This is a genomic window from Brevundimonas sp. (genome assembly GCF_036732845.1).
Taxonomy (GTDB): Bacteria; Pseudomonadota; Alphaproteobacteria; order Caulobacterales; family Caulobacteraceae; genus Brevundimonas.
In genome coordinates this window covers 1-17,127 of record NZ_DAINBO010000038.1, presented here as the reverse complement: position 1 = coordinate 17,127, position 17,127 = coordinate 1, and the positions used below count along the sequence as shown (strand labels likewise).

General features: G+C 70.1%; 18 protein-coding genes and 1 pseudogene. 12 read left to right on the top strand and 7 right to left on the bottom strand.

Features of this window, described 5'->3' with window-relative positions:
* Positions 1-366: pseudogene (gene purH, locus V7D63_RS11190) on the top strand (bifunctional phosphoribosylaminoimidazolecarboxamide formyltransferase/IMP cyclohydrolase); the annotation flags it as partial.
* A 163-nt stretch (positions 367-529) separates the two neighbouring features.
* Here the strand turns inward: purH and V7D63_RS11185 are convergent.
* Positions 530-1,651, bottom strand: coding sequence for an MltA domain-containing protein (locus tag V7D63_RS11185; protein ID WP_333592357.1), 1,122 nt, complete (start codon positions 1,649-1,651; stop codon positions 530-532).
* Positions 1,648-2,259, bottom strand: a complete 612-nt coding sequence (gene timA / locus V7D63_RS11180) for a TIM44-related membrane protein TimA (protein ID WP_333592356.1) — start codon at positions 2,257-2,259, stop codon at positions 1,648-1,650. The genes V7D63_RS11185 and timA overlap by 4 nt, the downstream gene beginning before the upstream one ends.
* 151 nt (positions 2,260-2,410) lie before the next feature.
* On the opposite strand from timA, the gene secB reads away from it, so the two are divergent.
* A complete protein-coding gene (gene secB / locus V7D63_RS11175; RefSeq protein WP_333592355.1) occupies positions 2,411-2,926 on the top strand; it encodes a protein-export chaperone SecB in 516 nt (171 codons plus the stop codon).
* 68 nt (positions 2,927-2,994) lie between these two features.
* On the opposite strand, the gene dnaQ is transcribed toward secB, so the two are convergent.
* Genes dnaQ through V7D63_RS11150 form a run of 5 tightly spaced genes read right to left on the bottom strand, consistent with a single transcriptional unit; the run spans position 2,995 to position 6,605 of the window.
* Positions 2,995-3,714, bottom strand: coding sequence for a DNA polymerase III subunit epsilon (gene dnaQ, locus V7D63_RS11170; RefSeq protein WP_333592354.1), 720 nt, complete (start codon positions 3,712-3,714; stop codon positions 2,995-2,997).
* 5 nt (positions 3,715-3,719) lie between these two features.
* Positions 3,720-4,361 (bottom strand): dephospho-CoA kinase, encoded by a 642-nt coding sequence (coaE, locus tag V7D63_RS11165; RefSeq protein WP_333592353.1) that lies wholly within the window; start codon positions 4,359-4,361, stop codon positions 3,720-3,722.
* On the bottom strand, positions 4,358-5,146 hold the full coding sequence (locus V7D63_RS11160; protein WP_333592352.1) for a shikimate dehydrogenase family protein: 789 nt from the start codon (positions 5,144-5,146) through the stop codon (positions 4,358-4,360). Before V7D63_RS11160 ends, coaE begins: the two co-directional genes overlap by 4 nt.
* Positions 5,143-5,733 carry a Maf family protein gene (locus V7D63_RS11155; RefSeq protein WP_442882138.1) on the bottom strand — a complete coding sequence of 197 codons (591 nt, stop codon included), beginning with the start codon at positions 5,731-5,733 and terminating at the stop codon, positions 5,143-5,145. The genes V7D63_RS11160 and V7D63_RS11155 overlap by 4 nt, the downstream gene beginning before the upstream one ends.
* On the bottom strand, positions 5,730-6,605 hold the full coding sequence (locus V7D63_RS11150) for a pyruvate, water dikinase regulatory protein (protein WP_333592351.1): 876 nt from the start codon (positions 6,603-6,605) through the stop codon (positions 5,730-5,732). The genes V7D63_RS11155 and V7D63_RS11150 overlap by 4 nt, the downstream gene beginning before the upstream one ends.
* Before the next feature lie 445 nt (positions 6,606-7,050).
* Here V7D63_RS11150 and hemE point away from each other — a divergent pair, with 445 nt between their 5' ends.
* The 10 genes from hemE to V7D63_RS11100 all read left to right on the top strand — a co-directional run.
* Positions 7,051-8,085 carry a uroporphyrinogen decarboxylase gene (hemE, locus tag V7D63_RS11145; protein ID WP_333592350.1) on the top strand — a complete coding sequence of 345 codons (1,035 nt, stop codon included), beginning with the start codon at positions 7,051-7,053 and terminating at the stop codon, positions 8,083-8,085.
* A complete protein-coding gene (hemH, locus tag V7D63_RS11140; RefSeq protein WP_333592349.1) occupies positions 8,082-9,122 on the top strand; it encodes a ferrochelatase in 1,041 nt (346 codons plus the stop codon). The genes hemE and hemH overlap by 4 nt, the downstream gene beginning before the upstream one ends.
* A complete protein-coding gene (locus tag V7D63_RS11135; RefSeq protein WP_333592348.1) occupies positions 9,119-9,595 on the top strand; it encodes a CopD family protein in 477 nt (158 codons plus the stop codon). The genes hemH and V7D63_RS11135 overlap by 4 nt, the downstream gene beginning before the upstream one ends.
* A gap of 361 nt (positions 9,596-9,956) precedes the next feature.
* Entirely contained in the window at positions 9,957-11,333 is a 1,377-nt protein-coding gene (gene rho / locus V7D63_RS11130) for a transcription termination factor Rho (RefSeq protein ID WP_333592347.1), read from the top strand.
* 174 nt (positions 11,334-11,507) lie between these two features.
* Positions 11,508-11,747: a DUF6489 family protein gene (locus tag V7D63_RS11125; RefSeq protein WP_333592346.1), complete on the top strand. Its 240-nt coding sequence runs from the start codon at positions 11,508-11,510 to the stop codon at positions 11,745-11,747.
* A gap of 41 nt (positions 11,748-11,788) precedes the next feature.
* A complete protein-coding gene (gene mnmE / locus V7D63_RS11120) occupies positions 11,789-13,096 on the top strand; it encodes a tRNA uridine-5-carboxymethylaminomethyl(34) synthesis GTPase MnmE (RefSeq protein ID WP_333592345.1) in 1,308 nt (435 codons plus the stop codon).
* A 61-nt stretch (positions 13,097-13,157) separates the two neighbouring features.
* The gene (mnmG, locus tag V7D63_RS11115; protein ID WP_333592344.1) at positions 13,158-15,011 is read left to right on the top strand and encodes a tRNA uridine-5-carboxymethylaminomethyl(34) synthesis enzyme MnmG; all 1,854 of its coding nucleotides are present in this window, start codon (positions 13,158-13,160) and stop codon (positions 15,009-15,011) included.
* Positions 15,011-15,625, top strand: coding sequence for a 16S rRNA (guanine(527)-N(7))-methyltransferase RsmG (rsmG, locus tag V7D63_RS11110; protein ID WP_333592343.1), 615 nt, complete (start codon positions 15,011-15,013; stop codon positions 15,623-15,625). The genes mnmG and rsmG overlap by 1 nt, the downstream gene beginning before the upstream one ends.
* A gap of 10 nt (positions 15,626-15,635) precedes the next feature.
* Entirely contained in the window at positions 15,636-16,424 is a 789-nt protein-coding gene (locus V7D63_RS11105; RefSeq protein WP_333592358.1) for a ParA family protein, read from the top strand.
* A 19-nt stretch (positions 16,425-16,443) separates the two neighbouring features.
* Positions 16,444-17,127: ParB/RepB/Spo0J family partition protein (locus V7D63_RS11100; protein WP_333592342.1), on the top strand; the 684-nt coding region annotated here is incomplete at its 3' end.

Below are 17,127 nucleotides of genomic sequence, written 5' to 3'. Positions count from 1 at the left end.
GACATGCTGTTCGCCTTCACCGTGGCCAAACACGTCAAGTCCAACGCCATCGTCTACGCCAAGGACGGCCAGACGGCGGGCATCGGCGCCGGCCAGATGAACCGCAAGGATTCCGCCCGCATCGCCGCCATCCGCGCGCGCGAGGCCGGAGAGGCCAAGGGCCTGGCCCATTCGCTGGCGCAGGGGTCGGCCTGCGCGTCCGAGGCCTTCTTCCCCTTCCCCGACGGCCTGTTGGAGGCGGCGGCGGCGGGGGCCACGGCGGTGATCCAACCGGGCGGCTCGTTGCGCGACGCCGAAGTCATCGCCGCCGCCGACGAGGCCGGCCTGGCCATGGCCTTCACCGGCGTGCGCGTGTTCCGGCACTAGAATCTTCGCCCCTCTCCCATTGGGAGAGGGCTTGAGGCTCGCGGAGCGTAGCGATGCGCCAGCCGAAAGGGTGAGGGGTTACGGTCTGGAATTCCCGCCGCCGGACGCCCTCACCTTCCCACCGCTTCGCGGCGGGTCCCTCCCTCTCCCCTCGGGAGAGGGTCTATGGACGCGGAACCAGCCGCCACATCCGCAAGGGGTGGCGTACGGCCCCGGCCTCCAGGCCCGCCGCCTCGCCCCGGCCCAGATAGAGGTCGGCCCGCACCGGTCCCCGGATGGCCGAACCGGTGTCCAGCGCCATGACCAGGCCGCTGTAGCCGGCCCGTGCGCCCGCCAGATTTCCCGCCTCGGCCGAGATCCATACCGTGTCGCCATAGCGCCAATGCCCCGGATCGACGGCGATGGCGCGGCGTTCAGGCAGGGGGATTCCCGCCGCCCCGTTCGGCTGGCCGCCGTCGTCGGGATCGAGCTTGAACCAGATGTAGCGCGGGTTCAGGGCCATGATCTCGCCCGCCTCAGGCCCGCGATGGGCGGCCAGCCAGGCGCGGATGGCCTCGCCGCTCGTGCCGTTGGCGGGCAGCAGGCCGCGTTCGGCCATCGGCCGCGCGATTCCGGCGAAGGGCTGGCCGTTGTCGGCGGCATAGGCGGCGCGGGCGTGCGCCCCGTCCTCGAAGGTCAGATAGCCGGACCCCTGGATCTGCATGAAGAACAGGTCCTCGGCCCGCATCCAGGCGATCGCCTGTTCCGGCCGCGTCGCCGCCTCTATGGCCGCGCGATCGTCATAGGGACCGGTCGAACCGTCCGGGCGTCGGCGCATGAACCGGCCCTCGATCCGCTCCAGATCGGCGGGCCGGGCCAGGACCGGCTTGTCGAACTCGGGCGTCCAGGCCCGGCGCGCCGGATATTCGGGGGCGAAATAGGCGGTCAGCAGGCCGGGCCGGCCGTCGACGGTCGTGGCGGGCGCGGCCTCGAAACGGGTCTCGAAGAAGTCCCGCGCCTCGCTGGGCGTCGGGCGCCGCGCCGCCGTCATCATGCCCTTGGCCGCGTCGCAGGCGTCCCGGCCTTCACGGCCGACGCCGCAGCCGCGCGCATAGGCGTCCAGGGCCGCCAGGTGGTTCTCCTGGTCCCAGCCGGGCAGGGCGGCGACGGGAACGGTCTGGACCACCGGGCGCGGCGGCGCGACCGGAGGATGCGGACGGACGGGCGCGGGCTTGGGCGATGTCGCGCAGGCGGCCAGAAGCGCCGTCAGGGCGACGGCGGCGAACCGGACCCGCGCGGCCTTCACGCCGAGGCCGGCTCGACGCGGGCCAGGACCCAGTTCGGATCGCTGGCGTTCAGGGACCGCTCAAAGGTCCAGTGTTCGGCCGTGCGGCGTTCGTCGACCGTCTCGGTCTCGCCCTTGACCAGGGTGTTGCGCAGTTCGGCCAGGAACCGCACCTTGGCCACGGCGCGGTCGCCCTCGGCGACGGCGGTCTCCAGGTCGGCGCGCGGCGGATGGACGAATTCGACCTGTTCGGTCTCGCCCCGACCCTCGCGCGCGGTCATGCCGCTCTCGAACGAGACCATGACGGCGGGGGTCAGAAGCGGCTTCAGCGCCTCGCGGTCGCCCTGGGCGTAGCCGCGCACGATGGTCTCATAGGCCTGGCGCGCGCCGTCCAGGAAGCGGGCCGGATCGAACGACGGGTCGCGCGCCTTCAGACCGGCGGCGGCCGACAGGGCGGCGGAATCCAGCGGCGACGGGCGCGGGGCCTCGGGCGCGGGACCGGCGGGCAGGGGGGCTTTCGCATCCTCCTCGGGCTGACGGCCGACCTTCTTGCCCAGCACATTATAGAGCTGGAACAGCACGAAGGCCGCGATCACGGCGAAGACGACGATGGAGAACTGTGTGGGCAAGGGCTTGCGGGGGGTCAAAAGCGGCGGAGGCGCGCAGCCTGAAGGATTAGGCGCCCGTCTCGCCCGGCGCAAGGCGCGGCGTTGCGGCGTGACGCCGCCCCGTGCTAGTCGCCGCCCTCGTTCCTTATCGCCTTCAGGCTCCGAAACACCCATGACCGACGCCACCCCGCCCGCCGACACCCCCGCCGCCCCCGGCGCTCCCGAGCAGGGCCAACCCGCCGGTCCCGGCTTCCGCATCCTGGCGCAATACGTCCGCGACCTGTCGTTCGAGAACCCGCGCGCGCCGGAAAGCCTGCGCACCGACGGCAAGCCCCAGATCGACATGGGCGTCGAAATGAACGCCGGCGGCCGTCCCGACGGCCTGTTCGAGGTCGATCTGAAACTGTCGGTTCGCGCCGTGCACGAAGACAAGCCGGTCTTCCACATCGAGCTGGTCTATGGCGGCCTGTTCGCCCTGTCGGGCGTTTCCGAACAGGACATGGAGCCGATGTTGCTGATCGAATGCCCGCGCTATCTGTTCCCGTTCGCGCGTCAGATCATCGCCTCGGCCACGGCCGACGGCGGCTTCTACCCGCCCTTCATGGTCGACCCGATCGACTTCGCCGCCATCTATATGGCGCGCCAGGAACAGATCGCCCGCAGCCCGGCCGAACCGGGCCAGGCCTGAGTTCAGGACAGAACCCTCCGTGTCATCCTGGGGCTTGATCCGTGGATGACGCGGGGCGGGTCAGGTCTTCAAGACGCCTTGGCGACATCCACCCCATAGGCCGCCCACAGCGAGCCGTCCTTGAGCTGTCCGGCCAGAAAGGCGGCATGGGCCGCCCGCTCCGCCTCGGTCGAGGCCGGGTTCAGGGACCGCGGCCGGGGGGCGTAGCCGCCGGCCGCCGCCGCCGTCGCGGCCGCCCGTGCGGCCTGACCGCCCGTCAGGTCCAGCGCCCGCTCCTTGCCGCCCTTCAGCTCCAGATAGACCTCGGCCAGAAGCCGCGCATCGATCAGGGCGCCGTGCAGGGTGCGTTCGACCAGCGAGACCTTGAACCGCTTGCACAGGGCGTCCAGCGAGTTGGCCATGCCCGGAAACCGCTTCTGGGCCAGTTGCAGCGTGTCGATCCAGCGCGACCCGTCGATCAGCGGCCGGTCGCAGCGGCGGCACTCGAAGTCGATGAAATTGCGGTCGAACTGGGCGTTGTGGGCGATGATCGGGGCGTCGCCGATGAATTCCATCAGCGCGTCGACGATCTCGGCGAATTTCGGCGCGTCCCTGACCTTGTCGTCGGTGATGCCGTGCACGGCGATTGCGCCCGGCGGGATCAACCGCTCCGGGTTGACCAGCCGGTGAAAGGTGCGCCCGGTGGGCAGAAGGTCCTCGATCTCGATGCAGCCGACCTCGATCAGCCGGTCGCCGGTCTTGGGGTCGAAGCCGGTGGTTTCCGTATCCAGGACGATTTCGCGGGCCATGCGCTCTATTGGCCCTGTTCGTCGGCGGGGTGAAGTCCGCGACGCGGCGGCGTCCACAGGGGATCGGTCACGGTCGCCACGATGCGGTTCACCGCCGCCCGCGCCGCCTCGATCCCATGGCCGGTGTCGATCACGAAGTCGGCGCGGCGGCGTTTCTCGGCGTCGGGGATCTGGCGCGCCAGGATGGCGTCCAGCCGTTCGCGCGTCATGCCGGGCCGAGCCAGGACCCGCGCCGCCTGAACCTCGGGATCGGCCGTGACCACCACCACCGCGTCGACCAAGGCCTGAAGCCCCGTCTCGAACAACAAGGGGATGTCCAGCACCGCCAGCTTGAACCCCTCGGTCTCGGCCTGGGCCAGGTCCTCCAGCCGGTGCGCCCCGACCAGGGGATGCACCACCGCTTCCAGCCGGGCGAAGGCCTGGGCGTCCGAACCCAGGGCCTGGGCCAGGCGCGTTCGGTCCACCGCCCCGTCCGTCACCACGCCGGGGAACAGGGCGCCGACCGGTTTCACCGCCTTGCCGCCCCGGGCGTAGAGCCGATGCACGGCCGCGTCGGCGTTCCAGGCATAGGCCCCTGCCTGGGCGAACAGGTCGGCCGTAGTCGACTTGCCCATGCCGATCGACCCGGTCAGGCCCAGCACGATCACGACGCCGCCTCCAGCGCGAGGGTCCGCACATCAATGGCGGGCGGGGCGACGCCAAAGAAGGCCTCGAATGACGGCCGCGCCTGACCGATCAGCATGGCCAGGCCGTCCACCGTGATCAGGCCGCGCGCCCGACCGGCGGCCAGAAACGGCGTCATGACCGGACGGTAGCTCATGTCCATCAGGACGGCGTCGGGTCTCAGGGCCGTCATGTCCAGCGTGGGCGCCGCCGACAGGGCGTTGACGATCAGTCCGGCCCGGCGGGCGCTGTCGCTGTCGCCGACCGCCGCGCCCAGGTCGGCGGCCAGGGCTTCGGCCCGGTCCAGGGTCCGATTGACCACCGTGACCCGCGCGCCCGCCTCGATCAGGGCCGCGACCGCCGCCCGCGCCGCCCCGCCCGCGCCCAGCACCACGACGGGCGCCTCCGCCAGATCCAGCCCCGGCGCCTGTTCGGCCAGGGCCGCCGACAGGCCGCGCCCGTCGGTGCTGTCGGCCCACAGAACCCCGTCACGCCGGATCAGCAGATTGGCCGAGCCGCAGCGTCGCGCCGTATCCGACACGCCGTCGGCCAGGGCGAAGGCCGCCGCCTTGAACGGGGCGGTGACGTTCAGCCCGGCCAGGTCGCCCGCCCGCACCCGCTGGGCCAGGGCGGCGAAGCCGGTCTCGTCGGCCGGTTCAAAGGCGTCATAGCGCGCGTTCAGGCCCGCCGCCGCGATCCAGGCGCCGTGGATCAGCGGACTCAGCGAATGGCCGATGGGTTGTCCCGCGACGCCGGCGATCCGGGTCATGCGGCGATGATCCCATGACGGCGCGACTGGTCCAGCACCGCCCACAGCGGCAGGCCCAGCACGGTGAAATAGTCGCCCTCGATCCGCTCGAAAAGCTGCGCGCCCATCCCCTCCAGCCGGTACGAGCCGACACTGGCCAAAAGCCCCTCGCCCTCGGCCGCCAGATAGGCGTCCAGAAAGCCGTCCGAGAAGTCGCGCACATGCATCGCGGCCGTGTCCACGCCGGACCAGACGACCTGGCCGCCCTTGGCCAGGGCCGCGCCGGAATGCAGGTGATGGACCCGCCCGCGCATGGCCGACAGCCGCGCCCGCGCCTGATCCAGGCCGCGCGCCTTGGACACCAGGGCGCCGTCGAAGGCCAGGGTCTGGTCGCCGCCCAGGACCCAGGCGTCCGGTTCGGCCCGCGACACCGCCAGGGCCTTCACCCGCGCCAATTCCTGAGCCAGGTCCGCCGCCTGGGCCGGATCGAACCCGGCCTTGACCGCGTCCTCGTCCACATCGGCCACCCGCACCTCGAAGGCCACGCCCGCGCCGGTCAGCATCTCGCGCCGCGCCGCGCTTTTGGAGGCCAGGATCAGACGGATCACCAGTTGCTCGCCAGACTGCGGCTGCGGCGCTCGCTCAACAGGTTGATGATGGCCGCCGCCGTCTCCTCGACCGAGCGGCGGGTCACGTCGATGACCGGCCAGCCGCGCCGCTCGAAGGCCCGGCGCGCCTTGACCGTCTCATCGCGCACCGCGTCGTGATCGACATAGCTGGAGGCGCGCGAGGCGTTCAGTCCGTCCAGCCTGTTCTTGCGGATCTGCACCAGCCGGTCGGGCGACACCGTCAGCCCCACCACCAGCGGATTGCGCAACGCCGTCAGCCGCTCTCCGTCCTCCTGGCCCGGCACCAGGGGCACATTGGCCGCGCGGATGCCGCGATGGGCCAGATAGATGCAGGTCGGGGTCTTCGACGTGCGGCTGACCCCGCACAGCACCACGTCGGCGCCCTCCAGCTCGTCCACCGTGCCCTGGCCGTCGTCGTGGGCCATGGCGAAGTCCAGGGCCGCGATGCGGTTGAAATACTCATGGTCCAGCGCGTGCTGGGCGCCGACGCGGGTCGACAGGGCCGCGCCCAGATAGCGCGACAGGGCGCCCACCAGCGGGTCCAAGGCCCCGATCTGCGGCATGTCCAGGCGCCGACAGCCGTCCTCCAACTGTTCGCGCAGTTCGCGGTCGACGATGGTGTGCAGCACCACGCCCGGTGCGTCGGCCACCTCCTCCAGCACCCGCTCCATCTGTTTGGGCGACCGGACCAGGGCGTAGATGTGCTCGATCGGGATGACGCCGTCGAAACGGGCCGTCACCGCCTTGGCCATGGCGTTCAGGGTCTCGCCGGTCGAGTCCGAGACCAGATGGACGTGGAAATAGGTCGCCAGGCGGCTCGGGCCGGAGCGGGAAGGGCGGGCGGGCGTCATGCGGCGACGAGAATCCTGTGGGCGGGCTGTGGGAGTCCGTGCGGGTCCCTGGGCGCCGATGACCATAGCCCCAGGCCGCGACGGCGGCGAGGGTGGAGCGAAGGGGACGGCCGAACCCGTTCGATCCCGTTTCATCCCCCTGGGCGCCGCGTCCCTGGGTTCGCCTGGGGAGAAGGTTAATCAAACCCTAACGGCGCCCAGGCCCCCGCGCCGCTCCAGGCCCGGCGGATTAAGACTTCATTAACCGTTATCCCCGGTTTCGACAGCCTGGGCGAAACCGGGTCCCAGAACGGGCGCCGAAGGTGCAAAACCAGGCCGGACGGCCGGTGAAACCCCCGGTCATCCCCGTCATCCCGCGCCCTACCGACCACTTCCATTCCTCTAATTCTTCTTTGATCTGGATTAGGGTTGAGCCTGAACGGCGGGGACCGTATCCAGCGTGGCGATGAGCACCCCCCTCCTGATCCGCGTTCTGAACGGCGAGACCCCGGCCCGGCCTCCGGTCTGGTTCATGCGTCAGGCCGGGCGCTACCTGCCGGAATACCGCGCCCTCAGAGCGCAGGCGCCGGACTTCATCGCCTTTTGCCTGAACCCCGAGATGGCGGCCGAGGCGACCTTGCAGCCGATGCGGCGTTTCGGCTTCGACGCGGCCATCGTCTTCGCCGACATCCTGCTGATCCCCGGCGCCCTGGGCCAGAAGGTCTGGTTCGAGGCGGGCGAGGGACCGCGTCTGGGCGCCCTGCCCGACATCCAGGCCATGCGCGACCTGGCGCCGGGCGCCGGACAGGCCCTGTCGGCCGTGGGCCAGACCCTGAGCCTGGTGCGTGCGGCGCTGGAGCCGGAGCGGGCGCTGATCGGCTTCGCGGGCGCGCCCTGGACGGTGGCGACCTATATGCTGGACGGCGAGGCCCGCACCATCGGCAAGGGCGAGCGCGCCCAGGCCCGCACCTACGCCTATGCCGAACCGGACAAGGTCGCGGCCCTGCTGGACGTGCTGGTCGAGGCCACGGCCCACTATCTGCGGATGCAGCAGGACGCCGGGGCGCATGTGCTGAAGATCTTCGAGAGCTGGGCCGAGGGCCTGCCCGACGACCTGTTCCAGACCCTGGTCCTGGCGCCGCATCAGGCCCTGATCCGCCGCGCGCGCGAACTGGGCGTGACCGTGCCGATCATCGGCTTCCCGCGCGGCTCCGCCGCCCTGGCCGAAGGCTATGCGCGTCAGGCGGGCTGCGAAGGCGTGGCCCTGGACACCGCCTGTCCGCTGGAGGTCGGCCGCCGGGTCCAGGCGATCAAACCGATCCAGGGCGCTCTGGACCCGCTGTTGCTGCGCGCCGGCGGCCCGATGCTGGATCGCCGCATCGACCAGCTCAAGGAAGCCTGGGGTCAGGGTCCGTGGATTTTCAACCTGGGCCACGGCATCCTGCCGGACGTGCCGATCGACCATGTCCATCAGGCGCTGAAGCGGATCGGCGCTGAATGAGCGGCCGGGACGGACGAAGGGTCGCCGTCGTCCTGTTCAACCTGGGCGGTCCCGACGGCCCGGCGGCGGTCAGGCCCTTCCTCGCCAATCTGTTCAGCGACCCGGCCATCATCGACCTGCCCGGTCTGATCCGGCGGCCATTGGCCAATTTCATCGCCGCCCGGCGCGAGACGTCGGCCCAGGCCAACTATGCGATCATGGGCGGCGGCTCGCCCCTGCTGCCCGAGACGCAGAAACAGGCCCAGGCGCTTCAAGCGGCCCTGGCGGCGGCGCATCCGGGCGATGTGGTGCGGACCTTCATCGCCATGCGCTACTGGAACCCGCTGACCGAACAGGCGGCGGCGGAGGTGGCGGCCTTCGCCCCCGACGAGATCGTGCTGTTGCCGCTGTATCCGCAGTTTTCGACCACCACCACGGCGTCGTCGCTGAAACGCTGGCATGAGGTCTATCGTGGGCCGGGCCGGTCGCGCGCCGTCTGCTGCTATCCGCGCGCCGAGGGCTGGATCGCCGCCCTGGCCGAGGGGGTGAGGGCCAAGCTGGTCGAGGCGGGCGACGCCCCCGTACGGGTGCTGTTCTCGGCCCACGGCGTGCCGGAAAAGATCATCGACGGCCGCGGCGATCCCTATCAGGAGCAGGTTCAGGCCGCCTGCGCCGCCGTGGCCCAGGCGGTGGGCCTGGGCGACTGGGCGATCTGTTACCAGAGCCGGGTCGGGCCGCTGAGATGGCTGGGACCGTCGACGGCCGAGGCCATCGCACAGGCGGGCGCCGACGGCCTGGGCGTGGTGGTGACGCCGGTCGCCTTCGTCTCCGAACACATCGAGACCCTGGTCGAGCTGGACGTCGAATACGCCGAACTGGCGCACCGGCTGGGCGTCGCCCCCTATCTGCGTGTCGCGGCCGTGGGCGTGGCCCCGGCCTTCATCGCCGCCCTGGCTGAAGCCGTGGACCAGGCCCTGGGCCGCACCGGCGTCAGCCCCTATGGTCCGGGCTGCGCGGGCCGTTGGGCGGCCTGTCCCTGCCAGAAGGAGGCGGCGTGAGCATCGGCGTGTTCGAGATCGTGCGCGGCCTGCACATCCTGGCGGTGATCGCCTGGATGGCGGGCATGCTGTTCCTGCCGCGGCTCTACGCCTATGACGCCGAACAGGCCGACAAGGCCGAGCCGCTGCGCTCCGAAATGCGCGGCCTGCTGCGGGTGTGGCAGCGCAGGTTGCTGAAAATCATCATCAATCCTTCGATGATCGCCGCCTGGGCGTTCGGCGCCTGGATGATCGCCATCCACGTCTATGGCTTCGGCGAAGGTTGGGGCTTCTTGGCCCAGCCGTGGATGGCGACCAAGCTTTTGGCCGTCACCGCGCTCAGCGGCTGGCACGGCTTCCTGGCCGGAGAGCTGAAGCGGATCGCGGCCGGTACCTCGACCCGCTCGGGCCGGTTCTGGCGCATGACCAATGAGATCCCCTTCCTGATCGCCGTCATCGCCGTGATGTCGGTGACCACGCAGTGGACGTTTTAGCGCGCTAAGATCCTCCCCAGCGAAGCGGGGGAGGGGGACCATGCACAGCATGGTGGAGGGGGCGACCTCGCACACCGGCCGTGGTTTTCGCCCCCTCCACCACTTCGCGGTCCCCCTCCCCCATAAAATGGGGGAGGATCGGGCGCCGTGAACGCGCGCTTGACCTAACCCCCTGAAGCGTGGTTTCGCTGGTCCCGAACCGATCCTGGCCCCGCCGGACGGTCCCTCTCTCTCAGCGATGCCGTCTCTCTCGACTGTCGAGGCGGAGTCCATCGTTTCTCCCGGCCGCGAGGCCAGACATCGTCAGACTTCCCCAAGCCGCGCGGCCCTCTTCGCGCGGCCACGCCCGTGAGCGCATAGCATGACCGACCCGACCGAAACCCCCGAAGCCGAAGCCGACACCACCCGCGCCGACCAGGTCGTCATCGACCAGGAGGCCGACGAGGATGACGACGGCGAACCCATCGTGCCGAACGGCCGCATCACCCTGGCCGAACTGAACGAGAAGTCGCCGGCCGATCTGGTGGCCTTCGCCGAGGGGCTGGAGGTCGAGAACGCCTCGAACCTGCGCAAACAGGACCTGCTGTTCGCCATCCTCAAGGCCCTGGCCGAGGAAGAGGTCGAGATCATCGCCGACGGCGTGCTGGAGATCCTGCCCGACGGCTTCGGCTTCCTGCGCAGCCCGGACGCCAATTATCTTCCGGGTCCTGACGATATCTATGTGTCGCCGTCCCAGATCCGCCGCTTCGGCCTGCGCTCGGGCGACACCATCCACGGGGCCGTGCGCGCCCCGCGCGAGGGCGAACGCTATTTCGGCCTGCTGAAGGTCGACACGATCAATCTGGAAGACCCCGAGACGGTCAAGACCAAGGTCCTGTTCGACAACCTGACCCCCCTCTATCCCGAGGAGCGGATTCACCTGGAGATCCAGGACCCGACCCTGAAGGACCGCTCGGGCCGGGTCATCGACATCGTCGCCCCCCTGGGCAAGGGCCAGCGCTGCCTGATCGTGGCCCCGCCGCGCGTCGGCAAGACGGTGATGCTGCAGAACATCGCCAAGTCGATCGAGGCCAACCACCCCGAGGTCTTCCTGATCGTTCTGCTGATCGACGAACGGCCCGAAGAGGTCACCGACATGATGCGCACGGTCAAGGGCGAGGTCGTGGCCTCGACCTTCGACGAACCGGCCTCGCGCCACGTCGCCGTGGCCGAAATGGTGATCGAAAAGGCCAAGCGCCTGGTCGAGCACAAGAAGGACGTGGTGATCCTGCTGGACTCCATCACCCGCCTGGGCCGCGCCTACAACGCCACCGTGCCGTCGTCGGGCAAGGTGCTGACCGGCGGCGTCGACGCCAACGCCCTGCAGCGGCCCAAGCGCTTCTTCGGCGCGGCGCGCAATGTGGAGCAGGGCGGGTCCCTGACCATCATCGCCACGGCCCTGATCGACACCGGCAGCCGCATGGACGAGGTGATCTTTGAAGAGTTCAAGGGCACCGGCAACTCCGAGATCGTGCTGGACCGCAAGGTCGCCGACAAGCGCATCTTCCCGGCCATCGACGTGCTGAAGTCCGGCACGCGCAAGGAAGACCTGATCACGCCCAAGGATCAGTTGACCAAGACCTATGTCCTGCGCCGCATCCTGAACCCCATGGGTCCGCAGGACGCCATCGAATTCCTGCTCGACAAGCTGCGTCAGACCAAGAACAACGCCGACTTCTTCCAGTCGATGAACACCTGATTTGGCCCTATCGTTCGCGACGCGCTCGCGTGAAAAGTGCTAGTGAGCCAGGGGTGAGCTGGGCGTGGATTGATCACGCCCGCGCTCACTTTTCACCGTTCGAGTGTTTCACGTGAAACGCCCCTCAAGCAGCGAGGCTCAGCGAGCCGAGCGTTAGGGGCAGGAGAGATGCTGATGAAGGTCAATGTCGAGATCGACTGCACCCCGGCCGAGGCGCGCGCCTTTCTGGGCCTGCCCGACGTGGCCCCGCTGAACGAGGCCATGGTCGCCGAGATGCAGAAGCGGATGCAGGCCAATGTCGCGGCCATGCAGCCCGACGAGCTGATGAAGACCTGGACCAGCTTCGGTCTCCAGGCCCAGGACCAGTTCCGTCGCCTGATGGAATCGGCCGTGACCGGCGCGGGCAAGCCGTAGCGCCGAAGCTCCTCCCCCGTCGGGGGAGGGGGAGGATTTAGATGACCGACACCGTCTTCGCCCTGGCCACGCCGCCCGGCCGGGGGGCCATCGCCGTGATCCGCATCTCGGGACCGGACACCCGCCGCGTGCTGGAGGCGCTGGGCGTCGATCGGCCCAGGCCGCGCGCGGCCCTGGTGCGCGACCTGGCCCATGGCGCAGACCACATCGACCAGGGGCTGGTGCTGTGGTTCCCCGGCCCGGCCTCCTATACCGGCGAGGACTGCGCCGAGCTGCAACTGCACGGCGGCCGGGCGGTGGTCGAGGCGGCGGGGCGGGCGTTGCTGGACCTGGGCCTGCGCCTAGCCGAACCGGGCGAATTCACTCGGCGCGCCTTCGAGAACGGCCGCATGGACCTGGCCCAGGCCGAGGCCGTGGCCGATCTGATCGACGCCGAGACCGAAGGCCAGGCGCGTCAGGCCCTGGGCCAGTTGGGCGGCGCCCTGAGCCAGGTCTATGCCGGGTTCCGCGCCGATCTGTTGCGCGCCCTGGCCCTGATCGAGGCCGAGATCGACTTTCCCGATGAGGAAGTGCCCGACAATCTGGCGCGCACGGCTGGGCCGGTGCTGGACGGCGTCATCGCCCGGCTGGAGGCGGCCCTGGCCGACGGGCGGCGCGGCGAGCGGGTGCGCCAGGGCTATCGCATCGTGCTGATCGGCGAAACCAACGCCGGCAAGTCGTCGCTGTTCAACGCCCTGGTCGCGCGCGAGGCGGCCATCGTCACCCCCATTGCGGGCACCACCCGCGACGTGCTGGACGCCGAACTGGTGATCGGCGGCTATGCCGTGACCCTGTCGGACACGGCGGGCCTGCGTGACAGCGACGACCCGGTCGAGGCCGAGGGCGTGCGTCGGGCCAGGGCGCGGGCCGAGGGCGCCGATCTGCGCCTGTGGGTGCGGGCGCCGGGCGATCCGGCGGGGACCGCCGCCGACTATGCGCGGCCGGGCGATCTGATGATCCTGAACAAGGCCGATCTGGGCGCGGCCGAGGCGGCGCCGGGGTTCGAGACCCTGAACGTCAGCACAGCCGAGGGGCGGGGGCTGGCTGAACTTCATGACTGGATCGCGGCCCGGCTGGCGCGCGACCTGTCGGGCGGCGACTTCCCGGCCGTGACCCATGAACGCCATCGCCGCCGCCTGACCGAGGCGCTGGAGGCGGTGCGCGCCGGACGGGCCGTGCTGGACCGGTCGCCGGAAATGGCGGGCGACGACCTGCGCCGCGCCGTCGAGGCCTTGTCTCGCGTGACGGGCGGCATCGGCGTCGAAGAGATCCTGGGCGAGGTCTTCGCCAGCTTCTGCATCGGCAAGTGATGTTTCACGTGAAACATCGGCTCAGGTGGCGCTGGCGGCCCATTTCCCCTATGTGCGCGCCATGAGTTCATTCGACGTCATCGTCATCGGCGGCGGACACGCCGGCTGCGAGGCTGCGGCGGCCTCGGCGCGTCTGGGCGCACGCACGGCCCTGTTGACCCAGAAACTGGCGACCATCGGCGAGATGAGCTGCAACCCGGCCATCGGCGGTCTGGGCAAGGGCCATCTGGTGCGCGAGATCGACGCCCTGGACGGCGTCATGGGCCGTCTGGCCGACGTGTCCGGCATCCAGTTCCGCCTGCTGAACCGGTCCAAGGGCGCCGCCGTGCGTGGGCCGCGCAGCCAGATCGACCGCAAACTCTATCGCCAGGCCATGCAGGCCGAGATGGCGGCGACGCCGAACCTGACCCTGGTCGAGGGCACGGCCGAGGGGCTGATCCGCGATGGCGGCCGCGTGGCCGGGGTCGAGCTGTCCGACGGGCGGCGGCTGACGGCGGGGGCGGTGGTGCTGACCACCGGCACCTTCCTGAACGGGGTCATCCATCGCGGCGACGAACGCCGGGCGGCGGGGCGTGAGGGCGACGCCCCCTCGGTGGGCCTGGCGGCCGACCTCTATGGAACCGGCCTGATGATGGGGCGGTTGAAGACCGGCACCCCGGCGCGTCTGGACGGCCGGACCATCGCCTGGGACCGGCTGGAGATGCAGGCGGCGGACGACGCGCCGGTTCCCTTCAGCTTCCTGACCGAACGGATCGAGGTTCCCCAGATCGCCTGCGGCGTCACCCATACGACCGAGGAAACCCACGCCATCATCGCCGGGGCCTTGGACGAGAGCGCCGTCTATGGCGGCCGTCTGTCGGGGCGCGGGCCGCGCTATTGCCCCTCGATCGAGGACAAGGTCGTCCGCTTCGCCGACAAGACCAGCCATCAGATCTTCCTGGAGCCGGAAGGCCTGGACGATCCGACCGTCTATCCGAACGGCGTCTCGACCTCGGTGGGGGAGGCGACGCAACTGGCCTTCCTGCGCACCATTCCGGGTCTGGAGGCGGTTCAGGTGTTCCGCTTCGGCTACGCCATCGAATACGACTACGTCGACCCGCGCGAACTGACGCCGGGGCTGGAGGTCAAGCGTTTGCCGGGCCTGTGGCTGGCCGGTCAGATCAACGGCACGACCGGCTATGAAGAGGCGGGGGCGCAAGGCCTGATCGCCGGAACCAACGCCGCGCGGGCGGCGGGCGGCGGCGATCCGCTGATCCTGGGCCGCGACCAGGCCTATATCGGGGTGATGATCGACGACCTGGTCACACGGGGTGTGACCGAGCCATACCGCATGTTCACCAGCCGGGCCGAATACCGGCTGACGCTGCGCGCCGACAACGCCGATCAACGGCTGACTCCGCTGGGCGTCAATGCCGGACTGGTCGGTTCGCGGCGCCGCGCGGCGTTCGAGATCAAGGCCGCGGCGCTGGAAACGGCCTCGGCCTTCGCCCGCGACACGCGCTTCACGCCGAAAGAGGCGCAAGGCCTGGGCGTGGCGGTCAACAACGACGGCCAGCGCCGGTCGATCCGCGATCTGCTGGCCTATCCGGGCGTCGATCTGACCACCTTCGAGGCGGCCTATCCGGCCATCGGCGGCTGGAGCGCGGCGGTGCGCGAACAGGTCGAGATCGAGGCGGGCTACGCCGGTTATCTGGACCGCCAGACGGCCGACATCGCCGCCCTGGCCAAGGAGGAGGCGCTGAGCCTGCCGTCCGACATCGACTATGCCGCCATCGCCGGCCTGTCGCACGAACTGCGCGAGAAGCTCAGCCTGATCCGGCCCCAGACCCTGGGCCAGGCCAACCGCATCGAGGGCATGACGCCGGGCGCCCTGACGGCCCTGTTGGGCCACGTGAAACGCCGCGACGCCGCCTGATGGACGCCGCCGAATTCCAGACCCTGACCGGCGCGTCCGACGCCGCCGTCGCCGACCTGGAGACCTTTCGCCAGCGGCTGGCCGAGGCGAACGAACACATGAACCTGGTCGGCCCGGCGACGATGCCGGACTATTGGAGCCGTCATGTGCTGGACAGCGCCCAGCTTCTGGATCACGCGCCGGACGCCCTGACCTGGGCCGATCTGGGCGCGGGGGCGGGGTTCCCCGGGGTGGTGTTGGCCATACTTTTGAAGGGGCGGCCCGATGCGCACGTCTGGCTGATCGACAGCCTGGGCAAGCGGTGCCGTTTTCTCCAGGCCGTGGTCGATGAGCTGGATCTGCCCGCGACGGTCATCTGGGGCCGGGCGGAAGCGCAGGAGGTGGCCGTCGATGTGGTCACCGCCCGCGCCGTGGCGGCGATGGACAAGCTGCTCGGTTATGCACAGCCCTATTTCGATGGCGGTGCACAAGGCCTGTTCCTGAAGGGAGAGACGGTCGAGACGGAGTTGACCGAGGCCTGGGAATCCTGGCGTTTCGAGGCGGAATGGGTCCCGTCGCGCAGCGACCCCCGGGGCCGTGTCGTCAAGGTCGGGAGTGTGCGTCGTGTCCGCTGAACGGAAACCCATGCGGGTCCTGGCCGTGTCGAACCAGAAGGGCGGGGTGGGCAAGACCACCACGGCCATCAACCTGGGCACCGCCCTGGCCGCCATCGGCGAGCGGGTGCTGATCGTCGACATGGACCCCCAGGGCAACGCCTCCACCGGTCTGGGCGTTCCACGTGAAACGCGGCGGGTGACCATCTATGATGTCGTGGTGGACGGCCGCTCCATCGCCGACGCGGCGGTCGAGACGGCTGTGCCGGGCCTGGCCATCGTACCCGCCGACGCCGACATGTCGGGCGTCGAGATCGAGCTGAGCCAGGCGGATCGCCGCTCCTATCGTCTGCGCGACGCCCTGGAGGCGCACGTGCGCTCGGGTCTGTCCGGGTATGACTATGTGCTGATCGACTGTCCGCCGTCGCTGAACCTTTTGACCCTGAACGCCATGGCGGCGTCGGACGCGGTTCTGGTGCCGCTGCAATGCGAATTCTTCGCCCTGGAGGGCCTGACCCAGTTGATGCGGACCATCGACATGGTGCGTCAGAGCCTGAATCCGGCGCTGGAGATCCAGGGCCTGGTCCTGACCATGTACGATCGCCGCAACGCCCTGTCGGGCCAGGTCGCCAACGATGTGCGCAGCCATTTCGGCGACAAGGTCTATGACGCCGTCATCCCCCGCAACGTGCGGGTGTCGGAAGCGCCGTCCTTCGGCAAGCCGGCCCTGATCTACGACCTGAAATGTGCGGGCAGTCAGGCCTATCTGCGGCTGGCCCGCGAAGTCGTCGCCCGCGAGCGTCTGCGCCGCGCCGCCTGAATGAAACGGAATCGCTGAATTGTCTGAACGTCAAAGAGGTCTGGGGCGCGGTCTGTCGGCCCTGTTGGGCGAACCGGTGGCGGCCGAAGGCGGGTCTGCGCCCGGCGGCGTCGAATCCGCGCCGATCGAGAGCCTGAAGCCCAACCCCGACCAGCCGCGCAAGGCCTTCGCCCGCGAGGACCTGGAGGAGCTGGCCGCCTCGATCCGCGACAAGGGCGTGCTGCAGCCCATTCTGGTCCGGTCCCAGCCGGGCGAGGACGGCGTCTGGCAGATCATCGCCGGCGAACGCCGTTGGCGCGCGGCGCAACAGGCGCGCCTGACCCAGGTGCCCATCGTGGTCCGGGAGATGGACGACCGCGAGGTTCTGGAAGTCGCCATCATCGAGAACGTCCAGCGCGCCGACCTGAACCCGGTCGAAGAGGCCCAGGCCTATGGCCTGCTGATGGAGCGGTTCGGCCGCACCCAGGACGCCCTGGCCGGGGTGGTGGGCAAGAGCCGCAGCCATGTGGCCAACACCATCCGCCTGCTGCAACTGCCCGAGGCGGTGCTGGAGCACGTGTCCGACGGCCGTCTGTCGGCCGGTCACGCCCGCGCCCTGATCACCGCGCGCGACCCCGCGGCCCTGGCCGAGGCGGTGCTGAAGGACGGGCTGAACGTGCGCCAGACCGAGGCCCTGGCCCGGCGCTCGGCCGAGGGTCCGAAG

Bases quoted from the DNA above. Each gene is read 5' to 3' on its own strand.
- secB (WP_333592355.1), top strand. From the start codon at position 2,411: ATGACCGACGCCACCCCGCCCGCCGACACCCCCGCCGCCCCCGGCGCT.
- dnaQ (WP_333592354.1), bottom strand. From the start codon at position 3,714: ATGGCCCGCGAAATCGTCCTGGATACGGAAACCACCGGCTTCGACCCC.
- V7D63_RS11160 (WP_333592352.1), bottom strand. From the start codon at position 5,146: ATGACCCGGATCGCCGGCGTCGCGGGACAACCCATCGGCCATTCGCTG.
- V7D63_RS11150 (WP_333592351.1), bottom strand. From the start codon at position 6,605: ATGACGCCCGCCCGCCCTTCCCGCTCCGGCCCGAGCCGCCTGGCGACC.
- hemE (WP_333592350.1), top strand. From the start codon at position 7,051: ATGAGCACCCCCCTCCTGATCCGCGTTCTGAACGGCGAGACCCCGGCC.
- hemH (WP_333592349.1), top strand. From the start codon at position 8,082: ATGAGCGGCCGGGACGGACGAAGGGTCGCCGTCGTCCTGTTCAACCTG.
- rho (WP_333592347.1), top strand. From the start codon at position 9,957: ATGACCGACCCGACCGAAACCCCCGAAGCCGAAGCCGACACCACCCGC.
- V7D63_RS11125 (WP_333592346.1), top strand. From the start codon at position 11,508: ATGAAGGTCAATGTCGAGATCGACTGCACCCCGGCCGAGGCGCGCGCC.
- mnmE (WP_333592345.1), top strand. From the start codon at position 11,789: ATGACCGACACCGTCTTCGCCCTGGCCACGCCGCCCGGCCGGGGGGCC.
- mnmG (WP_333592344.1), top strand. From the start codon at position 13,158: ATGAGTTCATTCGACGTCATCGTCATCGGCGGCGGACACGCCGGCTGC.
- rsmG (WP_333592343.1), top strand. From the start codon at position 15,011: ATGGACGCCGCCGAATTCCAGACCCTGACCGGCGCGTCCGACGCCGCC.
- V7D63_RS11105 (WP_333592358.1), top strand. From the start codon at position 15,636: ATGCGGGTCCTGGCCGTGTCGAACCAGAAGGGCGGGGTGGGCAAGACC.